The sequence below is a fragment of the Microbacterium sp. K24 genome, assembly GCF_004794465.1.
In the GTDB taxonomy this organism is placed as follows: Bacteria; Actinomycetota; Actinomycetes; order Actinomycetales; family Microbacteriaceae; genus Microbacterium.
This window is the reverse complement of record NZ_SSDJ01000138.1, coordinates 203,496-225,444: the sequence shown is the minus strand read 5'-3', so window position 1 is coordinate 225,444 and position 21,949 is coordinate 203,496. Positions and strand designations below refer to the sequence as shown.

Here is a 21,949-nt window from a genome sequence, read left to right as displayed (position 1 = left end):
ATGCGCGACAACGTCATTCTCTGGTGGATCCTGACCGCCTTCTTCGCTCTCGTCGGCGTCGTCTACACGGGGTGGCACATCCTTGCCACCCCGAACGAGAACTTCGCGATGCGGATCGAGTGGGTCGGCACAGTCGCCCTCTTCTTCGCCGCCTTCATGGGTGCGATGATCGCGTTCTACCTCGACCGCACGCACCAGGCTCAGCAGGGTGAGCTGCCCGAAGACATCCTGACGGCAGACATCGACGACGGTGACCCCGAGCTCGGCGAGTTCAGCCCGTGGTCCTGGTGGCCGATGGTGCTGGCCGCTTCGGCCGCGGTGTTCGTCGTCGGTCTCGCGGTCGGTCATTTCCTGCTCCCGATCGGACTGGCGATCTTCGTCGTCGCGATCGTCGGCTGGGTCTACGAGTACTACCGCGGGCACTTCGCCCGCTGACGTTCAGCTGCACCGAGAAGGCCCCCGGATTCGTCCGGGGGCCTTCTTCGTGCGTCATGGACTCCTTGGTCTGATTGTTTATCCACAGGGGCAAATCGGCGGATCCGTCATCCGGCCTACTATCGGTGCGTTCGCCGAATGACCGGCGGCGGAAAGGGCTTCACGATGCGTCGGCTGGTCGTTCTTCTCGTTATCGCGGCCACGCTCGCCTTGTCAGCGTGCTCAGCGGACCCAGGGTGGGACGAAGAGTTGACTCCGGCGTGGACGCGTTCTGTGAGCGCTGTGAGCCATCCAATCGTGCTGGATGATGTCGTCGTCGCGTACGTGACGGGTCGTGATCGGGGAGCTCCATATCGCGAGTTCCTCACTGCGTGGAACCTGGATGACGGCAAGGTCCTCTGGAGTCTTGAAGCGATGCCGGGAAACGGACACGCGGGCGTCGAGCACTCGGTTGCAGCGCTGCAGGTCCAGGACGACTGGTACGTGGCGTTCTTGGCTCCGCTCCCGGAGGATCAATCCGGCGAGCTCGTTTCGGAGTTTCGCGTTGTAGCGGCAGCAACGGGCGATTTCGCGGATGACGCGCTGGAGGCGCGAACATTGGCGGCGCAGCGTCCGAGAACCTGCGATTCCGGTGACGCCTTCTGCATCACCGGAATCCTCGAAAGCTCCTCTGCGAAGCATGACGAGACATTTTCGTACGTGCCTGGTGACTCCGAGTTCGCGGTGGAGGCAGCGGAGGGTGCACCAGATGTCGACGGTGCCGCGTACCTCGGTGCCGGCGTTGCACTGACCGATGATGACTGGGTGCGGTACGGCGCGGACGGGGAACTCCGCTGGACACGCAGTTTTGCGGGGATCTTCGGTCCGGACACTGCGTCGTATGCCGGGTTCTCTTGGAATGAGCCCGAGGACGAAGAGGCACGCTTGATCGGTGCTGGCCGCGGATGGCATCCATTCGGTGACCCCGGCGCGCATACCGAGCCGCTCACGGACGGGCGCGTGGTCGGTCTTGATCGCGAGTCGGGGCGAACGATCTGGGCCGTGGATGGAGCGCGGCAATGCACGGGAGGTCCCTTGGTCCACGATGGAATTGCCATTCTCTGCGTCTTCCGGAGTGGAACGGTGACCAGCGACTGGACGGGCGAATATGCAACGAACTTCAGATATGACGGCGTCGATCTGGACCTGGTGGGAGTTGACATCGTCAGTGGTGAGAAACGGTGGACGGTTGCTCTCCGGGGAGACGCCGCGGCCGCCGCTGACCCCTGGGACGAGCGACCCGATCTGATCTCGGGCGAGCGCCTCGTCGTTAGTATCGACGGTCTTGCGCACACGGTCGAACCCCAGACGGGAACCACTGCGCGCATCGGATCAGAGGCCGTTCTCCTGTGCTCGGCCCCGAAACGGGACGTCGAACTGGATTACGGAGGTGCCGTGGCCGATTACCCGGCAGCAGAGGGCATGAGGTTCTGTTCGCCGACGGGTGAGGTGGTTTCCGACGGCTCTATGTCAGTCGGGACAATGGATCTCCTCGGGGTGGACTTGGATGAGCCGCTTGCCCTACTGGTCAACGGGTCTATATCCGTCTACCTGCCGCAGGAGTGACGGGTTCAGGCGCGCGTGCGGACGCGGGCGACGCCGGTGAGCGGATCGACTGGGCGGTGGTGGATGCCGTCGGCATCCTGAACGGGATAGCCCTCGCGGACCCAGTACTCGAAGCCGCCGATCATCTCGCGTACACGGTAGCCGAGCCTCGCGAACTCGAGCGCGCCCTTGGCTCCCGCGTTGCATCCGGGACTCCAGCAGTACACGACGACGTCGGCATCCGCGGAGATCTCCAGAGGGGCTCTGGTCGCGATCTCGCTGTAGTGCATGTGCACGGCGCCGGCGACGCGTCCCTGTGCCCACGCCTCGTCGGAGCGCACGTCGATCACGATCAGCTCGTCCCCGGCTTTCAGAGCCGCGTGGACGTCGCTGGCGTCGGTCTCATAGGCGAGCTTGGCGGCGAAGAAGTCAGCACGATCGATCATGTGGCCAGCCTATTCGTGGGATGTCTCGCGCCATCAGCGCATTACCGCCGTCCGTCGGCCGATTCCGGACAGCAAACAACGAAGAAGGCCCCGTCCGGATCGGACGAGGCCTTCATCGATGGGGGAGCGGCGACTACTCGCCGTCCTCCGACTTCTTCTTCCGCTGCTTCTTCACGGGCTGCGTGGAGATCACCGTGCTCGGAGTGTTCGCGGTCTCTGCGACGTGCGTCTCGCTGACGGACAGCGGCGCGTCGGGGACTCCGGCACGCTCGTGAGCGCCCTGGATCTCTGCGGCCTCGGTCTCCTCGTTCTGCGCGGTGACGTGGTGCTGGTGAGCATCCGCTTCCTCGATCTCGGCCTGCGTGAGCGGAGCGAGACGGTCCTCGAAGAACCAGCGCGAGATGGACGAGCGGAGGTTCTCGGTCCACGGGATGCGACCCTTGGCGTTCGGGCGGACCACCAGGGGCTCGTAGCCGTCGACGTCGATGAGCTTCCAGCGGTCGTACTGATCGACCGGCTGGTGCACCTCGATGAACTCGCCACCGGGGAGGCGGACGATGCGACCCGACTCGAAGCCGTGCAGCACGATCTCGCGGTCCTTCTTCTGCAGCGCGATGCAGATGCGCTTGGCGATGAAGTACCCGAGCACCGGCCCGACGAACAGCATCGCCTGCAGCGTGTGGATCACGCCTTCCATCGTGAGCATGAAGTGCGTCGCGATGAGGTCGGACGAGGCTGCAGCCCAGAGCACGGCGTAGAAGATGACGCCGGCGACGCCGATGGCCGTGCGGGTCGCGGCATTGCGGGGACGCTGAGCGATGTGGTGCTCGCGCTTGTCACCCGTGATCCACGCCTCGAGGAAGGGGTAGATCGCCACGATGACGATGAACAGACCCAGCACCGCGATCGGCAACAGGATGCCGAAGGACCAGGTGCGGTCGAACAGCACCAGATCGAGGTTCGACGGAGCCAGACGCAGAGCGCCGTCCGCGAATCCGATGTACCAGTCGGGCTGCGTACCTGCCGACACGGGGGAGGGGTCATACGGTCCGTAGGCCCAGATCGGGTTGATCTGGAAGAACGTCGCGATCAGCACGATCGTGCCGAACACGATGAATAGGTAGCCGCCCATCTTCGACATGTACACCGGCATCATCGGGTAGCCCACGACGTTGTCGTTCGTGCGGCCGGGGCCGGCGAACTGCGTGTGCTTGTTGACGATCATGAGCATCAGGTGCACCACGATCAGGCCGATGACCAGCAGCGGCAGCAGCAGGATGTGCAGCGTGTAGAGGCGTCCCACGATGTCGGTTCCCGGGAACTCGCCACCGAAGACGATGAACGACGTCCAGGTGCCGATCAGCGGGATGCCCTTGACCATGCCGTCGATGATGCGAAGACCGTTACCCGACAGAAGGTCGTCGGGGAGGGAGTAACCCGTGAAGCCCTCGGCCAGAGCCAGGATGAACAGCACGAAGCCGATCACCCAGTTGAGCTCGCGCGGCTTGCGGAACGCACCCGTGAAGAAGATGCGGAGCATGTGCACGCCGATGCCGGCGATGAACACGAGCGCGGCCCAGTGGTGGATCTGACGGACGAGGAGGCCACCGCGCAGATCGAAGGAGATGTGCAGCGACGACTCGAGGGCCGCCGACATCTCGATGCCGCGCATCGGGGCATAGGCGCCCGTGTAGTGGGTCTCGACCATGGAGGCCTGGAAGAAGAACGTCAGGAAGGTTCCGGAGAGGAACACGACCACGAAGCTCCACAGCGCGATCTCGCCGAGCATGAAGGACCAGTGGTCCGGGAAGATCTTGCGACCGAGCTCCTTGACGAAGCCCGAGAGGCTGGTGCGCTCATCGATGTAGTTCGACGCGGCGCCGACGAAGCGACCGCCGAGGGGCGCCTTCGTGTCCTTGTCGTCTTTGGACAGCGTTGCGGTGCTCAATGGCGCTCCCAGAAGCTCGGGCCGACAGGCTCCGTGAAGTCGCTGCGTGCGACCAGGTAGCCCTCGTCATCGACGGTGATGGGCAGCTGCGGCAGCGGACGAGCCGCCGGGCCGAAGATGACCTTGGCGTGGTCCGTGACGTCGAACTGCGACTGGTGGCACGGGCACAGCAGGTGGTGCGTCTGCTGCTCGTACAGGGCCACCGGGCAGCCGACGTGGGTGCAGACCTTGGAGTAGGCGACGATGCCGTCGTAGGACCAGTCCTTGCGGTCCTCGGCCTCGATGAGCTGCTCGGGGCGCAGACGCATCATGAGGACGATCGCCTTGGCCTTCTCCTCGAGGTAGCCGTCGTGGTGGCTGAGGTCGGCGAGCTCTTCGGGGATCACGTGGAACGCGGAGCCGAGAGTGACGTCCGCCGCCCGGATGGGCGTGCCGTCGGGGTCCCGGACGAGGCGCGAGCCCTCTTCCCACATCGTGTGCTTCAGCAGCGCCACCGGGTCGCCCGCAGTGGGGTCGTCGGGAGTGGAGTGCGGGGCCAGTCCGCGGAACAGGGTGACACCCGGGATGATCGAGGCGACGACCGCGGCGAACAGCGAGTTGCGGATCATCGTGCGACGTCCGAAGCCGGACTCCTCGTTCGCGTCGGAGAACGCCTGGATGGCCGCTTCGCGGGTCGAGTCCTTGCCGCGAGTGGGGTGACGGTACTCGATGTGCTCCTTGTCGGACATCAGAGCCTTGGACCAGTGGATCGCGCCGATGCCGATGGAGAGCAGCGCGAGTGCGATGCCCAGACCGATGAAGAGGTTGTTCTGCCGGATGTCGATGAGAGCGCCGCTCTCGATCGGGAACAGCATGTACGCGGCGACCGCCCAGATGCTGCCGGCGAGCGAGAGGTAGAACAGGGTGTAGACCGTGCGGTCCGCAGCCTTCTCCGCGCGAGGATCCTTGTCGGTCATCCGCTCGCGATGCGGCGGCAGCCCCGGGTTCTGCACGGGATCGCTGACTGCGACACCCAGCCCCGGAGAGGGCTGGTAGGCCCTGTCAAGAGCCTGCGAGTCGTCGTCGTGTGCCATGGTGCTCCTCGTACGTTCCTCTTCGATGAATAAGCGTCAGTTGGACTTCGCCGTGATCCACACGGTGATGGCGACGAGCGCGCCGATCCCGAAGATCCACACGAACAGTCCCTCGGACACGGGCCCCAGGTTGCCGAGGGTGAAGCCGCCGACCGGCACGGCCTTCTGCTGGAAGAGCAGGGCCGAGATGATGTCGCGCTTGTCCTCGTCGGACAGGTTCATGTCGCCGAAGACCGGCATGTTCTGCGGGCCGGTGACCATGGCCGCGTACATGTGCAGCGCGCTGGTCTCGGTCAGGGCGGGGGCGTACTTGCCCTCGGTGAGGGCGCCACCGGCAGCCGAGACGTTGTGGCACATCGCGCAGTTGACGCGGAACAGCTCCGCGCCCTTCGCGACATCGCCCTCGCCGTCGATCGTGTGGTCGCTCGGGTAGGTCGGGCCGGGGGCCACGGACTGCACGTAGGAGGCGATCGCGCGGATCTGCTCCTCCGTGAACTGCGGCTCCTTCTGCGGGGCCTGCGGACCCTGCATCTGCAGCGGCATGCGGCCGGTGGAGAGCTGGAACTCAGCCGCCAGCTCGCCGACGCCGTAGAGGCTCGGGCCGTCGGCCGTTCCCTGCAGGTCGAGCCCGTGGCAGGTGGCGCAGTTCGCCGTGAACAGCTTCTCGCCGTCCTCGACCGTCAACTGGGTCGATGCAGCGGCCTGCGTGTCGGTGGCCGCGAACGCGGCGGAGGCGCCGGCGTACACGGCGCCGGTGATCATGAGGCCTGCTCCGATGAGCGCGGCAGCCGCCAAAGGGCTGCGACGACCGCCGGAACGGCGCTTCTTCTCTCGTGCCATCTCGGGGATCAGCTCCGCTCTTATTTCAGGAAGTAGATAACGAGGAACAGCACGATCCAGACGACGTCGACGAAGTGCCAGTAGTAGGACACCACGATCGAGGAGGTCGCCTCCTTGTGCCGGAAGTTCTTGACGGCATACGCACGGCCGATCACGAGCAGGAAGGCGATGAGCCCGCCGGTGACGTGAAGGGCGTGGAAGCCGGTGGTCAGGTAGAACGCGGACGCGTACGAGTCGGCGCTGATGGGCATGCCCTCAGCGACCAGCTGCGCGTACTCCCACACCTGGCCGGAGACGAAGATCGCTCCGAGAGCGAAGGTGAGGAAGAACCACTCGACCATGCCCCAGCCGAACAGGCGACGACGGCCTGCCCCGTTCTTCTGGCCCTTGGCGAGCCGGTACGGCTGAAGGTCTTCGGCGGCGAAGACGCCCATCTGGCACGTGAAGGAGGAGAGCACCAGGATCGCGGTGTTCACGGCCGCGAACGGAACGTTCAGCAGCTCGGTGCGGTCGGCCCAGAGCTCGGGTGAAGTGCTGCGGAGAGTGAAGTAGATCGCGAAGAGTCCCGCGAAGAACATCACCTCGCTGCCGAGCCACACAATGGTGCCGACAGCTACCGGGTTGGGCCGCTTGATCGTTCTCGCCGCCGGGGCATACGTCGCTGAGGTCGTCACCCTTCCATTATGGCCGATCCTCGGGGGTGATTCTTGCACTGGGGGCACCGGTTTCGCCCTTCAGCGACTTAGGGGACCCTAAGAAAACACTGCGAATCCTCGGTGAATACGCGGGAAACGGCGGATGCCCGCGCAAAGGGCGCGCGTGATGATCCGTCTGCACGTTTTCTCGGCGCCGATAGGATCGCACACATGGCTGATTCCCTGACCTGGTCCGATGTGCTCACCTCTCTGCTGGAGCGCCGCGACCTCACCGTCTGGGAGTCCACCTGGGCCATGCGTCAGATCATGCAGGGGAGCGTCACCGAGGCTCAGCTCGCCGGTTTCCTCGTCGCGCTCCGTGCGAAGGGCGAGACGATCGATGAGATCGTCGGGTTCCGCGACGCGATCCTCGAAGCCGCCGTTCCGCTCCCCGTCTCGCCGAACGTCCTCGACATCGTCGGCACCGGCGGAGACCGTGTTGGCACGGTGAACGTGTCGACGACCGCCGCCATCGTCGTCGGCTCCGCGGGCATCCCGGTCGTCAAGCACGGCAACCGCGCCGCGAGCTCGGCGTCGGGTGCCTCCGACGTTCTCGGAGCCCTGGGGCTGGAGCTGTCTCTCGACCCCGCCGCCGTGGCATCCATCCTCGATCGCACCGGGATCACGTTCGCGTGGGCCGGCGCGTTCCACCCCGGCTTCAAGCACGCGGGGGCCGTGCGCGCCCAGCTCGGCGTGCCCACGGTCTTCAACATGCTCGGACCGCTCTGCAACCCGGCGCGCGCCGAGGCGAACGCGGTCGGAGTCGCACAGATCGAACGCGTGCCGCTGATCACCGGCGTCTTCCGCACCCGTGGTGCGACGGCGCTGGTCTTCCGCGGAGACGATGGGCTCGACGAGCTCACCACCACAGGCCACAGCCGCATCTGGGAGGTCACCCGCGGTGACATCCACGAGCACGATCTCGATCCGCGCGATCTCGACATCCCGCTCGCGGAGCTCGCCGATCTGATCGGCGGCTCACCGCAGCACAACGCCGAGATCCTCCGACGCACCCTCGCCGGCGAGTCCGGGGCGGTGCGCGACATCGTCCTGCTCAACGCCGCGGCCGGCATCGTCGCGTTCGAGCTGTCGCAGGATGCCGGGCAGGTGCAGCGCCCGATCCTCGAGCGTCTTCGCGAAGGATACGAGCGTGCTGCCGCTGCGGTCGATGACGGTCGGGCGCTCGCGAAGCTCGACGAGTGGATCGGCGTGAGCCGCGAGTTGGCTTCTGCGGCGGAGTGATCATGGATCCCGTCGACGCGCTGCTCGAGATCGCTTCTCTGCTGGAGCGCGAGCGCGCGTCGCGGTACCGGGCCAAGGCGTTCCGCCAGGCGGCGCAGACCCTGCAGGATCTCCCCGACGACGTGCAGGCGGACCCTACCCGGCTGCGCGCGGCCCGCGGCATCGGCGAGTCGACGTTCGCCGTCATCCGCCAGGCCCAGTCCGGTCAGGTACCCGACTATCTCGTCGAGCTCCGAGGTGATGTCGAACCGGAGATCGTCTCGGAGCTGCGCGGGAAGCTTCGCGGTGACCTGCACGCGCACACCGACTGGTCCGATGGGACGACGTCGATCCCGGTGATGGCGGCGGCCGCGCGGGCGCAGGGTCATGAGTATCAGGCGATCACCGACCATTCGCCGCGGCTGCGGGTGGCGCGGGGGCTGTCGGCCGAGCGGCTGCGCGAGCAGATGCCGCTGGTGCGGGCGGAATCCGGAGACGGCTTCACGCTGCTCGCCGGGATCGAGGTCGACATCCTCGAGGACGGTGCGCTGGACCAGGAGGATTCGCTGCTCGGCGAACTCGACATCGTCGTCGCCTCGGTGCATTCCAAACTGCGCATGGACCGGCGGCCGATGACCGCGCGGATGATCGCCGCGGTGTCGCACCCCAGGGTCAACGTGCTCGGGCACTGCACCGGACGCCTGGTCCAAGGTGATCGGGGGACGCGTCCGCAGTCGGAGTTCGATGCGGCCGCCGTGTTCGCCGCCTGCGCGGAGAACGGCGTCGCGGTGGAGATCAACTCGCGGCCGGAGCGGCAGGATCCTCCGGATGAACTGATCGCGATCGCCCTCGAGGCCGGATGCCTGTTCTCGATCGACTCGGACGCGCATGCTCCCGGGCAGCTGTCACTCCTCGACCACGGTGCCGAGCGTGCGGAGCGGGCCGGAGTGCCGGCATCGCGCATCGTCACGACCTGGGGCCTTGAGCGCCTGCTGTCCTGGGCGGAGTGACGCGCGGCTGAGGTCAGCCTGCTGCGAGGGCCGCGTTCGAGACGGCCGCAACGGCGCGCGTCATCGACCCGCCGAGGTTCCACTTGTCGGAGAGGGCTGTCGCGGCGTCTGCCTCCTCAGGATCGAGCGCGTGCAGCGGGATGCCCGGATCGGTGATGGGCAGCGATTTCGCGACGGCGACGACGGTCGGTGCGACGTCGAGGTAGGCGGTCGACGCGAGGATCTTCGCCCGCACCCCGGCGCTCATGCCTTCGCCGGCCTCCGCGGCGGCACGGATGCCTTCGAGGTCGGCGTGGGCCTGCAGCAGTGTGGCGGCGGTCTTGTCTCCGACGCCGGCGACGCCGGGCAGGCCGTCGGAGGCGTCGCCGCGCATCGTGGCGAAGTCCGCGTACTGGGAGGGGAGCACACCGTATTTGGCGACGACGCTCGCATCGGTGACGATCTCGAGGTTGCTCATGCCCTTGGCCGTATAGATGACCCGCACATCGCTCGCATCGTCGACGAGCTGAAAGAGGTCGCGGTCGCCGGTGACGATGTCGACCGGGATCGCGGAGCTCGTGGCGAGGGTTCCGATGACGTCGTCGGCCTCGTGCTCGGCGACGCCGATGATCGGGATGCCGATGGCCCCGAGCGTCTCGCGGATGAGAGGGATCTGCGCCTCGAGCGGATCGGGCACCTCTTCGACGTCAGGTCCGGCCGGGACGACCTCGACGACCCGGTGCGCCTTGTAGCTCGGGATGAGGTCGACGCGCCACTGCGGGCGCCAGTCGTCGTCCCAGCAGGCGATCACATGGGTGGGCTCGTACAGGGTGACGAGCTTCGCGATGATGTCGAGCAGACCGCGCGCCGCGTTGATGGGGGAGCCGTCCGGCGCCGTCACCTTGTCGGGCACGCCGTAGAAGGCGCGGAAGTAGAGGCTGGCGGTGTCGAGCAGCATGAGGCGGTCGGCGCGAGGCATGGACTCAGAGTAACGACGACCGGCGACGTTCAGCACCCGGGTGCTGCGGGCTGCTCTACGCAGGTCCGCGCGACCAGGGCGGTGTGCGCCTCGAAGATGCGGATCTGTTGAGTCGGGCCGTCGATCGAGAGCTGTCCTTCGACGGGGAACCAGCCGGTGCCCAGGTCGACTTCTGCCGTGTAGCGGACTGTGACGCTCGCATCGTAGGTGCCCCGCTCGCGGTAGATGTGGCTGGTGGCCGTGGGGGTGAAGGTCGCCTGACCGAGCGCCGACCAGGTCTGACCGCCGGTGGTCGTGGTCGTCGTGTCGCCGTCGCCGTAGCGGAAGTCGAAGCCGACCGGAGTGAATCGCACGGTCACCGGGATGCCGAACAGTGCTCCGGCGCGCGTGTGAGCGGATGCCGCGGCGACGAAGTTCGTCGGCATGCCGGCGACCCCGAGGTTGTCGGGTTCGCCCGTGGCAGCGACGGGATTCGGGGCGAACTGCGCGAGGTCGGTGAGCGTGATCCCGGGGATGCCGGGAGCCGGCGGCGCCGTCGGATCTGCCGGTTCGGACTCCTTAGGGCAGACGCGGAGGTGGGTGACAGACCTCTCGCACAGCTTGAACGGAGGCGGGGGAGGAGGTCCCTGATCGCGGGGAGAGTCGTTCCCGATCGGAGATGAGATCGGATTCCTGCCGGGAATGGGCTTAGAGCCGCCCACTCTCGCGGCGGAGCCGTCGTTGCTGATCGTTGGGCAGAATCCAAAGGATGCCAGAACGTCTCGAGGGCAAGAAGATGAACTCGACTGCGGCGCTATCGCCAGCAACGCAGTCGCAGTAGCGACAATGGTGATCAACCGAGCAAGCATGCGCCCGCCTCCGCCTCGGACTCTTGGGAGATCCGAAATGCCGAGGTATCGGCGATCAAGGTCACTCTCTGCCCCACGGTGCCCGGCCGAGTCGCGGGCGTGACATCCCGACCAGATACGTCGATCAGCGTTGTCGCGGAGATGTCAAGGCAGACGAGCATGGAGACTTCGGTGGAGCCTAGGGAGATCGTCGCAGACTCGCCTTGAAAATTGATGACATGGGTTTCTCCCTGCAGAGCAAGGCCGTTGGTCCTCAGATACTCTCGGCCGTCGAGGAACCCTTCGAGAGCGCTCCCGATGAGATAGTCCTGGGGGTCTTTTGTTGAATTGCCAGCGAGATCCGCATTACTGGCCTCGTTGTACTCCCTATACGTCTCCTCCGCGGCAGCGAACGCCTCTTCCTCAGACGCGAACGCCGGAGTCGGCGTGGGTTTCGGTGCCGGCGTGGGGGAGCACCCGACGAGCGCGGCGCACACCAACGCAAGCGCGATGATCGGAACAGACGCGGGGCGGGGGAGATTCACCCGGTCACGGTAGCCCGACGCAGGAACCGCGCGCAGAAGTTATCCACAGGCACACACCGCGAAATCCGAATCCCACCGGCATCCGTACTTCTGATAACCTGAGATGTCACTCGTGGCGTGCCTACGCATGCCCTCGTGCCAGAACACCAAAATCCAACCGCTGTGAAGCATGCTGTCGGCCGTGCGCGGCCTTTGCGTCTCAGCCTGAGACTCCATCCAACAAGGACAACCCACTACATGACTACCGCAACGACCGCCCCGGCCACCAAGCAGGTCGCCATCAACGACATCGGATCTGCTGAGGACTTCCTGGCCGCGGTCGAGAAGACCCTGAAGTTCTTCAACGACGGCGACATCATCGAAGGCACGATCGTCAAGATCGACCGCGATGAGGTTCTGCTCGACGTCGGATACAAGACCGAGGGTGTCATCCCCTCGCGCGAACTCTCCATCAAGCACGACGTCGACCCCAACGAGGTCGTCAAGGTCGGCGACGAGGTCGAGGCTCTCGTTCTCCAGAAGGAGGACAAGGAAGGCCGTCTGATCCTCTCCAAGAAGCGCGCTCAGTACGAGCGTGCCTGGGGAGACGTCGAGAAGATCAAGGAGAACGACGGCGTCGTCACCGGTACGGTCATCGAGGTCGTCAAGGGTGGACTCATCGTCGACATCGGCCTTCGCGGCTTCCTGCCGGCCTCGCTCATCGAGCTGCGCCGCGTCCGCGACCTCACGCCGTACCTCGGCCAGGAGATCGAGGCCAAGATCCTTGAGCTCGACAAGAACCGCAACAACGTCGTGCTCAGCCGCCGCGCGCTGCTCGAGCAGACGCAGTCGGAGTCGCGCACCACGTTCCTGAACAACCTGCACAAGGGTCAGGTCCGCAAGGGTGTCGTGTCGTCGATCGTCAACTTCGGTGCGTTCGTCGACCTGGGCGGCGTGGACGGCCTCGTGCACGTCTCCGAGCTGTCCTGGAAGCACATCGAGCACGCCTCCGAGGTCGTCGAGGTGGGCCAGGAGGTCACCGTCGAGATCCTCGAGGTCGACCTCGACCGCGAGCGCGTCTCCCTGTCGCTTAAGGCGACGCAGGAGGACCCGTGGCAGGTCTTCGCCCGCACCCACGCGATCGGACAGGTCACGCCGGGTAAGGTCACCAAGCTCGTTCCGTTCGGTGCGTTCGTGCGCGTCGCAGACGGCATCGAGGGCCTCGTCCACATCTCCGAGCTCTCCAGCAAGCACGTCGAGCTGGCCGAGCAGGTCGTCTCCGTCGGCGAAGAGGTCTTCGTCAAGGTCATCGACATCGACCTGGAGCGTCGCCGCATCTCGCTGTCGCTCAAGCAGGCCAACGAGTCGGTCGACCCCAACGGCACCGAGTTCGACCCGGCCCTCTACGGCATGGTCGCGGAGTACGACGAGAACGGCGAGTACAAGTACCCGGAGGGCTTTGACGCCGAGACCGGTGCGTGGAAGGAAGGCTTCGACGCCCAGCGCGAGGCATGGGAGCAGGAGTACGCTGCAGCCCAGGCTCGCTGGGAGGCCCACAAGGCTCAGGTCACCAAGGCCGCAGAGGCCGAGGCAGAGGCCGGCGCCGACTTCGGCGGCCAGGTCTTCTCGAGCGAGGCGACCGGTGCAGGCACCCTCGCCGACGACGAGGCACTCGCGGCTCTCCGCGAGAAGCTGTCGGGCGGCAACGCGTAAGCATCACGCTCTGGAACGGGCCGTCACCTCTCCTTCGGGAGGGCGTGGCGGCCCGTTTCGCATGTCCCCGCACCCGGCAGACCCTGCGTGACGGAACATTACGACCGCATTCGTAACATTTCCCTCCCTCGGACAGCATGGGGGTATGACCGCCCTCCTCCCTGTGTCGCGCACCGCGGACGCCTCGAGATCGGCGGGTCTGGCGCAGGCTGTACGGCTCGAGAACATCGACCGCTCCTTCGCCCTTCCGCAGGGGCGACGTGACGTGCTGCGCGGCGTCGACGTCGACATCACCCCCGGCGAGATCGTCGCCGTCGTCGGCCCATCCGGATGCGGCAAGTCCACGCTCCTGCGTCTCGTCGGCGGGTTGGACGCACCGACACGCGGCAGCATCCGCCTCGACGGCACCGGCGTGGCCGATGTCGACGAGCGCACTGCCGTCGCCTTCCAGGAGCCGCGGCTCCTGCCCTGGCGCACCCTGGCACAGAACGTCGAGATCGGCCTGCCGCGGGGCACCGCCCGGCGAGCAGGACGCGAGCGTGTGAGCGAACTGCTGCACCTCGTCGGACTCGAGCATGCGGCCGACCAGCGTCCGCGCGAAGTGTCCGGCGGCATGGCGCAGCGCGCCTCTCTGGCTCGCGCTCTGGCCCGCAACCCCGGCGTGCTTCTGCTCGACGAGCCGTTCGGCGCCCTCGACGCGCTCACCCGCCTCCGCATGCACGATCTGCTGCTGAAGATCCACGCGGCCGAGCCCACCACGATCCTCCTCGTCACGCACGACGTCGAGGAAGCCCTGTACCTCGCCGATCGCGTGCTGTTGCTGCGCACGCTCAGCGACGACCGCGGCGACAACGCGACCTCCATCGCGCGCACCGTCGCCGTCCCCGGCATCCGTCCCCGAGACCGCGCCGATCGCGGTCTCGCCGACCTGCGCGCCGAGCTCCTCGAAGGACTCGGCGTCGACACCCACCACCGCATCACCGAGGAGACCCGATGAGCACCATCACCCGCCGAATCATCCCTGCGATCGCGATCGCCGGCACGATGATGCTCGTCGCGACCGGTTGCGTCGCCGGCGAGAACGCCGAAGCCGATGCCCCTCAGACCGAGAGCACCGCGGGAGCGACCGAATGGTCGTCCGACACCCTTTCGATCGACTTCGCGACGTACAACCCGCTGAGCCTCGTCATCAAGGACCAGGGCATCCTCGAGGAGATCCTCGGCGACGACGTCGCGGTCGAGTGGATCCAGTCCGCCGGCTCGAACAAGGCCAACGAGCTGCTGCGCTCCGGCTCGGTCGACGTGGGCTCTACCGCCGGCTCCGCCGCCCTGCTCGCGCGCTCCAACGGCTCGCCGATCCAGGTCATCGACGTCTTCTCGCAGCCGGAGTGGTCGGCGATCGTCGTCGGACCCGACAGCGACATCACCTCCGTCGCCGACCTCAAGGGCAAGTCCGTCGCGGCGACCAAGGGCACCGACCCCTACTTCTTCCTGCTCCAGGCGCTCGAGGAGGAGGGCCTCTCGCTCTCCGACGTCGAGGTGCAGAACCTGCAGCACGCCGACGGCCGCGCCGCCCTCGACGGCGGATCCGTCGCCGCGTGGGCCGGTCTCGACCCGATCATGGCCGCGGCAGAGGCGGAGTCGGGCGACAAGCTGATCTACCGCAATGTCGACTTCAACACCTACGGCTTCCTCAACGCCACCGAGGACTTCATCACGAACCACCCCGACCTCGCCCAGGCCGTCGTCGACGCCTACGAGCAGGCTCGCGAGTGGGCCCTCGAGAACCCCGAAGAGACCGCGGCGCTGCTCGCCGAGGTCGCCGGAATCGACATCGACGTGGCGACCACCGTCATCGAAGAGCGCTCGAACCTCGACGTCAGCGGCATCCCGGGTGACGACCAGCTCGCCGTGCTCGAGAAGATCGCACCCGTTCTCGTCGAATCCGGTGACGTGCAGGGTGGGAAGGACTCCGTCGACAAGGCACTGTCCTCGATCGTCAACGACACGTTCGCGAAGAAGGCGGTCGACGGCGAGTGACCGAAGCCGATCTGCGAGTCGTCGTCCCTGCGGATTCGCGGGACGCGCTCGACGCAGCCAAGGGGGAGTACCGGCACGCGGATGCCGGTGCTCGCCGTGCCTGGGATCGACCGGTCGTGCGGATCCTCGCCGGCCTGGTGCTGCCCGTCATCATCGTGCTGGCCTGGCAGATCGTGACGACGTCGGGTCTCGTGGAGCCGTACAGGCTGCCGACGCCAGCCTCGGTGTTCCTCGCCGGCGTCGAGCTCGCCGAGAGCGGCCAGCTCTACACGCATATCGCCATCTCGGTGCAGCGCGTGCTGCTCGGCTTCGCGATCGGTTCGGTCATCGGACTCGCGGCTGCCGGGATCGTCGGGCTGTCGCGGCTCGGCGATGTCCTCCTCAGCCCGACCCTCGCCGCCGTGCGCGCGGTGCCGTCGCTCGCGTGGGTGCCGCTGCTCATCCTCTGGATGCAGATCGGTGAGGAGTCGAAGGTCACGCTGATCGCGATCGGCGCGTTCTTCCCCGTGTACACGACCGTCGCCTCGGCGCTCCGGCACGTCGACCCGCACCTCGTCGAGGCGGGCCGGTCGTTCAGCCTGCACGGCTGGTCGCTGTTCCGCACGGTGCAGCTGCCCGCCGTGATCCCGTCGGTCGTGTCGGGTCTGCGTCTCGCCCTGGCGCAGGCGTGGCTGTTCCTCGTCGCCGCCGAGCTCATCGCCTCGTCGATGGGTCTGGGCTTCCTGCTGACCGACTCGCAGAACAGCGGCCGCGTCGATCGCATCCTGCTCTCGATCGTGCTGCTGGCGGTGCTCGGCACGATCACCAACGGCGTCCTCGCGCTGGCGGAGAAGTACCTGCTGAAACGGTGGACCTGACCGTGGCCGAGGCTCGACTGCAGGAGTCGCGGGTCTACGCGCCTCCTGCCGGCTTCACCGCGCAGGCGAACATCGGTGCGGAGGCGTACGCGCGGGCAGCCGCAGACCCGACGGCCTTCTGGGAGGAAGCCGCCCGGCGGCTCGACTGGGCGGAGCCGTGGCACACCGCGCACGAGTGGGATCCGCCGACCGGCGAGGCCGTGCCGGCCGCGCGCTGGTTCCTCGGCGGCACGCTCAATGTCGCGGAGAACTGCGTCGATCGGCACGTGCGTGCGGGACGCGGAGACAAAGTCGCGCTGCATTTCGAGGGAGAGCCGGGGGACCGGCTCTCGGTCACATACGCCGACCTGCAGCGCCGCGTCGCGCAGGCCGCGAACGCCCTCATCGCTCTCGGCATCCGTCCGGGCGATCGGGTCGTCATCTACCTCCCGGTGCTCGTGGAGACCGTGGTGATCACGCTCGCCTGCGCCCGCATCGGCGCCGTGCACTCGCTCGTCTTCGGCGGCTTCTCGGCCGAGGCCGTGCGGTTCCGGCTCGAGGACACCGGCGCGAAGCTGCTCGTCACGAGCGACGGGCAGTTCCGCCGCGGCACCGCGACCGAGGTCAAGTCGACCGCCGACGTCGCCGCCGCCGACCTGCCCGACCTCGAGCACGTGCTGGTGCTGCGCCGCACCGGTCAGGACGTGCCGTGGACAGAGGGCCGCGACGTCTGGTGGCACGACGTCGTCGACACGGCCTCGACCGAACACGAGGCGCAGCCGTTCGACGCCGAGCATCCGCTCTTCATCATCTATACGTCGGGCACGACGGGGAAGCCGAAGGGCCTCGTCCACACCTCCGGCGGATACCTGACGCATGCGAGCTGGGCGCACTGGGCGCATTTCGATGCGAAGCCTGACGACGTGCACTGGTGCACAGCGGACCTCGCCTGGGTCACGGCGCACACATACGAGATCTACGGTCCACTGTCGAACGGGCTCACCCAGGTGATCTACGAGGGAACGCCCGATACTCCGCACCGCGAGCGGCATCTCGAGATCATCGAGCGCTACGGGGTGACGGTGTACTACACGGCTCCCACACTGATCCGCACCTTCATGACCTGGTTCGGCGCCGATCTGCCATCGGGACACGACCTGTCGACGCTGCGTCTGCTGGGCACGGTCGGCGAGGCGATCAATCCCGAGGCCTGGATCTGGTTCCGACGGAACTTCGGCCGCGACGAGCTGCCCATCGTCGACACCTGGTGGCAGTCCGAGACCGGCGCCGCGATGATCGCGCCGCTGCCCGGCGTGACGAGCCTCAAGCCCGGCTCGGCGACCGTGCCGCTGCCGGGCATCGACGTCGCGGTGGTCGACGAGCAGGGCCGCGAGGTCGAACCGGGTCGTTCGGGAACGCTGGTCGTGCGTCGGCCGTGGCCGGGCATGGCGCGCACCGTGTGGGGGAACCCGCAGCGGTACCGCGACGCATACTGGTCGGCGTACGCGGGACACGGAGACTTCGGCGGCTACTACGTCGCCGGAGACGGTGCGACGCGCGACGTCGACGGGTACATCTGGATCCTCGGGCGCCTCGACGACGTCGTGAACGTCTCCGGGCACCGGCTCTCGACGATCGAGATCGAATCCGCTCTGGTCGCGCACGACACCGTCGGCGAGGCAGGCTCCGCCGGGGTGTCGGATGTGGTGACCGGTCAGGCCGTCGTCGCCTTCGTGACACCGTCGGGCCGGTCCGAAGTGACGCCGTCGGACCTCCGCGCGGAGGTCGCCCGAGCCATCGGACCGGTCGCGAAGCCGAAGCATGTCGTCGTCGTGCCCGACCTTCCGAAGACGCGCTCGGGCAAGATCATGCGCCGACTGCTCGCACAACTCTGGGAAGCTGAACAGGACCGCCGAGCCGGCCGCGACCCGCAGGCGCTCGGAGACACCACCTCGCTCCAGAACCCCTGGGCCGTCGACGACATCGCCGAAGTGCTCGCGGCCGCCGAACTCTCACCACGGTCTCCCTGACCACCCCGAACCGAGGACATCATGACGGAAGAACATCGCTTCGGGTTCCGCACCCGAGCCCTCCACGCCGGCGGCACTCCCGACGCGTCGACCGGTGCCCGCGCGGTGCCGATCTACCAGACGACGTCGTTCGTCTTCGACGACGCGGCGGATGCCGGAAACCTCTTCGCCCTGCAGAAGTACGGCAACATCTACTCCCGCATCGGCAACCCCACCGTCGCGGCACTGGAAGAGCGTCTGGCCTCCCTCGAGGGTGGCATCGGAGCCGTGGCCACGGCATCCGGCATGAGTGCGGAGTTCATCACGTTCGCGGCCCTCGTCGGCGCCGGCGATCACGTGGTCGCGGCTGCACAGCTCTACGGCGGCACGGTGACGCAGCTCGACGTGACCCTCCGGCGCTTCGGCGTCGAGACCACCTTCGTCGCGTCGACCGACCCCGCCGACTACGCCGCTGCGATCCGTCCCGAGACGAAGGTCGTCTACGTCGAGATGATCGGCAACCCCTCGGGGGAGATCGCCGACATCGAGGGACTGGCTGCGGTCGCGCACGAGGCCGGAGTGCCGCTCGTCGTCGACGCGACCCTGGCGACCCCGTACCTGGCCCGCCCGCTCGAGCACGGCGCCGACATCGTGATCCACTCGGTGACGAAGTTCCTCGGCGGGCACGGCACGACCCTCGGGGGCGTTGTCATCGAGAAGGGCACGTTCGACTGGGGCAATGGCAAGTTCCCGCAGATGACCGAGCCCGTCGACTCTTACGGCGGCATCAAGTGGTGGGACAACTTCGGCGAGTACGGCTTCCTCACGAAGCTGCGCTCCGAGCAGCTGCGCGATATCGGCCCGGCGCTCAGCCCGCAGTCCGCGTTCAACCTGCTCCAGGGTGTGGAGACCCTCCCGCAGCGCATCGACGCGCATCTCGCGAACGCCCGGGTCGTCGCCGAATGGCTGGCGTCCGACCCTCGCGTGGCGTACGTCACCTGGGCCGGACTCGAGGGACACCCGCACCGAGAACGCGCGGCGAAGTACCTGCCGCTCGGACCCGGTTCGGTCTTCGCCTTCGGTGTCGCGGCCGTCGACGGACGCGCCGCGGGGGAGGCGCTGATCGAGAATCTGCAGCTCGCCTCGCACCTGGCGAACATCGGCGATGCGCGCACGCTCGTCATCCACCCCGCATCGACGACGCACCGTCAGCTCACCGAGGAGCAGCTCGTGGCTGCCGGCGTGCGCCCCGACCTCATCCGCATCTCGGTGGGTCTCGAGGACGCGGACGACATCATCTGGGACCTCGACCAGGCCCTCACCCTCGCGACAGGAGCCAACCGATGAGCGGGACGAACCCTCCGGCAGACGCATGCGAGATTCCGGCGGTGACGGACGCCGCCGCCTGCGCACTGCCCGGTGCCGCCCCGGCCGCCCCCGGGCGGACCTGGGTCGGTCCGAACCAGCAGGAGCGCTTCGGCCTGCTCCGCCGCGCGAAGTCGGTCGCGATCGTCGGCGCGTCGAACAACCCGGCGCGCGCCTCGTTCTTCGTGGCGACCTATCTGCTCTCCAGCACCGCCTACGACGTGTACCTCGTCAACCCGCGGGAGAAGGAGATCCTCGGGCAGCCCGTGTACGCCTCGCTGGCCGACCTCCCGGTCGTGCCGGACGTCGTCGACGTCTTCCGTCGGCACGACGACCTCCCGGGGGTCGCGCAGGAGGCCATCGACGTCGGCGCCAGCGCACTATGGCTCCAGCTCGGCTCCTGGAACGAGGACGCCGCGGCTCTCGCGGAGGCCGCGGGACTGTCGGTCGTGATGGACCGCTGCATCAAGATCGAGCACGCGCGCTTCCACGGCGGCCTCCACCTCGCGGGATTCGACACCGGCGTGATCAGCTCCCGTCGCCAGCTCCTGTCGCGGTGAGCGCCCCGGGCCGCGAACTCTAGACTGGCCGTATGCCTCTCATCGCACTCACCGGCGGCATCGCGTCGGGGAAGTCGACCATCGCCCGGAGACTGGCGGAGCACGGCGCCATCATCGTCGACGCCGATCAGATCGTGCGCGATGTGCAGGCTCCCGGCGCTCCCGTGCTGGCGAAGATCGCGGAGACGTTCGGCGCCGACGTCATCGCCCCGGACGGTGCGCTCGACCGCGCCGCACTCGGAGCAAAGGTCTTCGGTGATGCGGATCTCCTGAAGCAGCTGAACGCGATCGTGCACCCGGCGGTCCGCATCGAGTCGCAGCGCCGATTCGAGCAGGCCGTCGCCGACGACCCGCACGCCGTGGTCGTGTACGACGTGCCCCTGCTCGTCGAGGCGAGGGTCGACGACCCGTGGGACACGATCGTCGTGGCGCATGCGCCGGCATCCGAACGTCTCCGTCGCCTGGTCGAGCTGCGCGGGATGGACGAGCGCGCCGCGCAGGAGCGGATCGACGCGCAGGTCCCCGACGACAAGCGCCTGGCGATCGCGGATGTCGTCATCGACACGGCCGGCGAGCTCGCGGAGACGCATCGCCAGACGGATGCGCTCTGGGAGCGGATCCGCCCGCAGTGAGCTTCTCCGGCCATGCGCCAGGATCACGGGAGTATCGGCGCCTGATCATCGGCCTGTTCTTCGCCGGGATCGCGACGTTCGCTCAGCTGTACTCGGCGCAGGCCGTGCTGCCGCAGATCTCGGCCGACCTGTCGGTCGGGCCGGCGACCGCGGCGCTCAGCGTGTCGGCCGCGACGCTCGGGCTCGCCCTCGCCGTCATCCCGTGGTCGGTCGTCGCGGATCGCATCGGGCGCGTGCCGGCGATGGCCACCGGGGTGCTGACGGCCACGGTGATCGGTCTGGCCGCCCCGTTGAGCGGCGAGATCGCCGTGCTCCTCACCCTGCGGTTCGCCGAGGGCGTGGCGCTGGGGGCGGTGCCTGCGGTGGCGCTCGCGTATCTCAGCGAGGAGGTGGAGGGGCGGCACGCCGCCACGGCGGCGGGCAGCTACATCGCCGGCACCACGGTCGGCGGACTGCTCGGTCGCATCGTGTCGGGGATCGTCGGCGAGATCGGCGGGTGGCAGGCCGGAATCCTCTCGGTCGCGGCGTTCTGCGCGGCCGCCGCCGGGCTGTTCCTCTGGCTCACCCCGAGGGCGAGGGGCTTCGTTCCGGGGCGTCTGCGTGCCGATCGCGGTCCCGGCATCCTGGAGAGGCTGCGAGCCCCGCTGCGGTCGCCGCTGCAGTGGGCGCTCTACGCGCAGGGGTTCCTTCTGATGGGGGCGTTCGTCGCCGTCTACAACTACCTCGGTTTCCACCTCTCCGCAGCGCCGTTCGATCTGCCGTCGTGGCTCGTGACCCTGCTGTTCCTGGCCTATCTCGCCGGCACGGTGTCGTCGCCGTGGGCCGGTGGTCTCGCCTCGCGGATCGGCCGGTTCCCGGTGCTGATCGGATCGATCGGTGTCATGGCGCTCGGCGCCGGGCTGCTGCTGGTGCCGATCGCCGCGGTCGTGCTCGTAGGGCTGCTGCTCTTCACGGCGGGATTCTTCGGGGCGCATGCCGTCGCTTCGGGCTGGACGCCGGTCGCTGCCGGGCCCGCCAGCAGGGCGCAGGCGTCGTCGCTGTACTACTTCGCGTACTACGCGGGTTCGAGCCTCTTCGGCTGGGCGCTCGGTCTCGTGTTCGGCGGTGGCAGTTGGACCTGGTTCGTGGCTGCCGTCGTGGCGATGTGCGCCGCGGCCGCCCTCGCCGCGTGGTCGGCCCTGCGGGGGGCCGCGACCGCTCAGGGATGACGCCTCGATCTGGGAGGATCGACGC

General features: G+C 67.7%; 21 protein-coding genes. 13 read left to right on the top strand and 8 right to left on the bottom strand.

Translation table 11 applies throughout. From position 1 onward, the window contains the following. Positions 1-435 (top strand): cytochrome c oxidase subunit 4, encoded by a 435-nt coding sequence (locus DW306_RS15695; protein ID WP_136056511.1) that lies wholly within the window; start codon positions 1-3, stop codon positions 433-435. A gap of 138 nt (positions 436-573) precedes the next feature. Further along, positions 574-2,040 (top strand): PQQ-binding-like beta-propeller repeat protein, encoded by a 1,467-nt coding sequence (locus DW306_RS15690; RefSeq protein ID WP_136056510.1) that lies wholly within the window; start codon positions 574-576, stop codon positions 2,038-2,040. A gap of 5 nt (positions 2,041-2,045) precedes the next feature. On the opposite strand, the gene DW306_RS15685 is transcribed toward DW306_RS15690, so the two are convergent. The 5 genes from DW306_RS15685 to DW306_RS15665 form a co-directional block, all read right to left on the bottom strand. Further along, a complete protein-coding gene (locus DW306_RS15685) occupies positions 2,046-2,465 on the bottom strand; it encodes a rhodanese-like domain-containing protein (RefSeq protein ID WP_136056509.1) in 420 nt (139 codons plus the stop codon). Between the two features lie 133 nt (positions 2,466-2,598). Beyond that, positions 2,599-4,413, bottom strand: a complete 1,815-nt coding sequence (locus DW306_RS15680) for a cytochrome bc complex cytochrome b subunit (protein WP_136056508.1) — start codon at positions 4,411-4,413, stop codon at positions 2,599-2,601. After that, positions 4,410-5,486 carry a Rieske 2Fe-2S domain-containing protein gene (locus tag DW306_RS15675; RefSeq protein WP_136056507.1) on the bottom strand — a complete coding sequence of 359 codons (1,077 nt, stop codon included), beginning with the start codon at positions 5,484-5,486 and terminating at the stop codon, positions 4,410-4,412. The genes DW306_RS15680 and DW306_RS15675 overlap by 4 nt, the downstream gene beginning before the upstream one ends. A 36-nt stretch (positions 5,487-5,522) precedes the next feature. Next, positions 5,523-6,326 carry a cytochrome c gene (locus tag DW306_RS15670; RefSeq protein ID WP_136056506.1) on the bottom strand — a complete coding sequence of 268 codons (804 nt, stop codon included), beginning with the start codon at positions 6,324-6,326 and terminating at the stop codon, positions 5,523-5,525. A 20-nt stretch (positions 6,327-6,346) separates the two neighbouring features. Then, entirely contained in the window at positions 6,347-7,000 is a 654-nt protein-coding gene (locus tag DW306_RS15665) for a heme-copper oxidase subunit III (protein ID WP_136056505.1), read from the bottom strand. A gap of 192 nt (positions 7,001-7,192) precedes the next feature. On the opposite strand from DW306_RS15665, the gene trpD reads away from it, so the two are divergent. Continuing rightward, a complete protein-coding gene (gene trpD, locus DW306_RS15660) occupies positions 7,193-8,263 on the top strand; it encodes an anthranilate phosphoribosyltransferase (RefSeq protein WP_136056504.1) in 1,071 nt (356 codons plus the stop codon). 2 nt (positions 8,264-8,265) lie between these two features. Further along, positions 8,266-9,252, top strand: a complete 987-nt coding sequence (locus DW306_RS15655) for a PHP domain-containing protein (RefSeq protein WP_205814191.1) — start codon at positions 8,266-8,268, stop codon at positions 9,250-9,252. 13 nt (positions 9,253-9,265) lie between these two features. On the opposite strand, the gene DW306_RS15650 is transcribed toward DW306_RS15655, so the two are convergent. From DW306_RS15650 to DW306_RS15640, 3 genes are all read right to left on the bottom strand, one after another. Then, positions 9,266-10,189 carry a 5'-3' exonuclease gene (locus DW306_RS15650; RefSeq protein WP_136056548.1) on the bottom strand — a complete coding sequence of 308 codons (924 nt, stop codon included), beginning with the start codon at positions 10,187-10,189 and terminating at the stop codon, positions 9,266-9,268. Positions 10,190-10,239: 50 nt separating this feature from the next. After that, entirely contained in the window at positions 10,240-10,635 is a 396-nt protein-coding gene (locus tag DW306_RS15645; protein ID WP_136056502.1) for a hypothetical protein, read from the bottom strand. Between the two features lie 407 nt (positions 10,636-11,042). Then, entirely contained in the window at positions 11,043-11,582 is a 540-nt protein-coding gene (locus DW306_RS15640; protein ID WP_136056501.1) for a hypothetical protein, read from the bottom strand. 237 nt (positions 11,583-11,819) lie between these two features. Here DW306_RS15640 and rpsA point away from each other — a divergent pair, with 237 nt between their 5' ends. The 9 genes from rpsA to DW306_RS15595 all read left to right on the top strand — a co-directional run bounded on the left by rpsA (position 11,820) and on the right by DW306_RS15595 (position 21,924). Next, entirely contained in the window at positions 11,820-13,274 is a 1,455-nt protein-coding gene (rpsA, locus tag DW306_RS15635) for a 30S ribosomal protein S1 (protein ID WP_136056500.1), read from the top strand. A gap of 145 nt (positions 13,275-13,419) precedes the next feature. Then, positions 13,420-14,271 (top strand): ABC transporter ATP-binding protein, encoded by an 852-nt coding sequence (locus DW306_RS15630; protein WP_136056499.1) that lies wholly within the window; start codon positions 13,420-13,422, stop codon positions 14,269-14,271. Then, entirely contained in the window at positions 14,268-15,314 is a 1,047-nt protein-coding gene (locus tag DW306_RS15625; protein WP_136056498.1) for an aliphatic sulfonate ABC transporter substrate-binding protein, read from the top strand. Before DW306_RS15630 ends, DW306_RS15625 begins: the two co-directional genes overlap by 4 nt. Beyond that, complete coding sequence (locus DW306_RS15620; protein WP_136056497.1) at positions 15,311-16,171, top strand: ABC transporter permease; 861 nt, start codon at positions 15,311-15,313, stop codon at positions 16,169-16,171. The genes DW306_RS15625 and DW306_RS15620 overlap by 4 nt, the downstream gene beginning before the upstream one ends. Continuing rightward, positions 16,162-18,180 carry an acetate--CoA ligase gene (gene acs, locus DW306_RS15615; RefSeq protein WP_136056496.1) on the top strand — a complete coding sequence of 673 codons (2,019 nt, stop codon included), beginning with the start codon at positions 16,162-16,164 and terminating at the stop codon, positions 18,178-18,180. Before DW306_RS15620 ends, acs begins: the two co-directional genes overlap by 10 nt. A gap of 21 nt (positions 18,181-18,201) precedes the next feature. Next, on the top strand, positions 18,202-19,506 hold the full coding sequence (locus DW306_RS15610) for an O-acetylhomoserine aminocarboxypropyltransferase/cysteine synthase family protein (RefSeq protein WP_136056495.1): 1,305 nt from the start codon (positions 18,202-18,204) through the stop codon (positions 19,504-19,506). Continuing rightward, on the top strand, positions 19,503-20,084 hold the full coding sequence (locus DW306_RS15605; protein ID WP_240747222.1) for a CoA-binding protein: 582 nt from the start codon (positions 19,503-19,505) through the stop codon (positions 20,082-20,084). Before DW306_RS15610 ends, DW306_RS15605 begins: the two co-directional genes overlap by 4 nt. 32 nt (positions 20,085-20,116) lie before the next feature. Then, positions 20,117-20,716, top strand: coding sequence for a dephospho-CoA kinase (gene coaE, locus DW306_RS15600; RefSeq protein ID WP_136056494.1), 600 nt, complete (start codon positions 20,117-20,119; stop codon positions 20,714-20,716). Continuing rightward, positions 20,713-21,924, top strand: a complete 1,212-nt coding sequence (locus DW306_RS15595) for an MFS transporter (RefSeq protein ID WP_136056493.1) — start codon at positions 20,713-20,715, stop codon at positions 21,922-21,924. Before coaE ends, DW306_RS15595 begins: the two co-directional genes overlap by 4 nt. Positions 21,925-21,949: the final 25 nt, after the last annotated feature.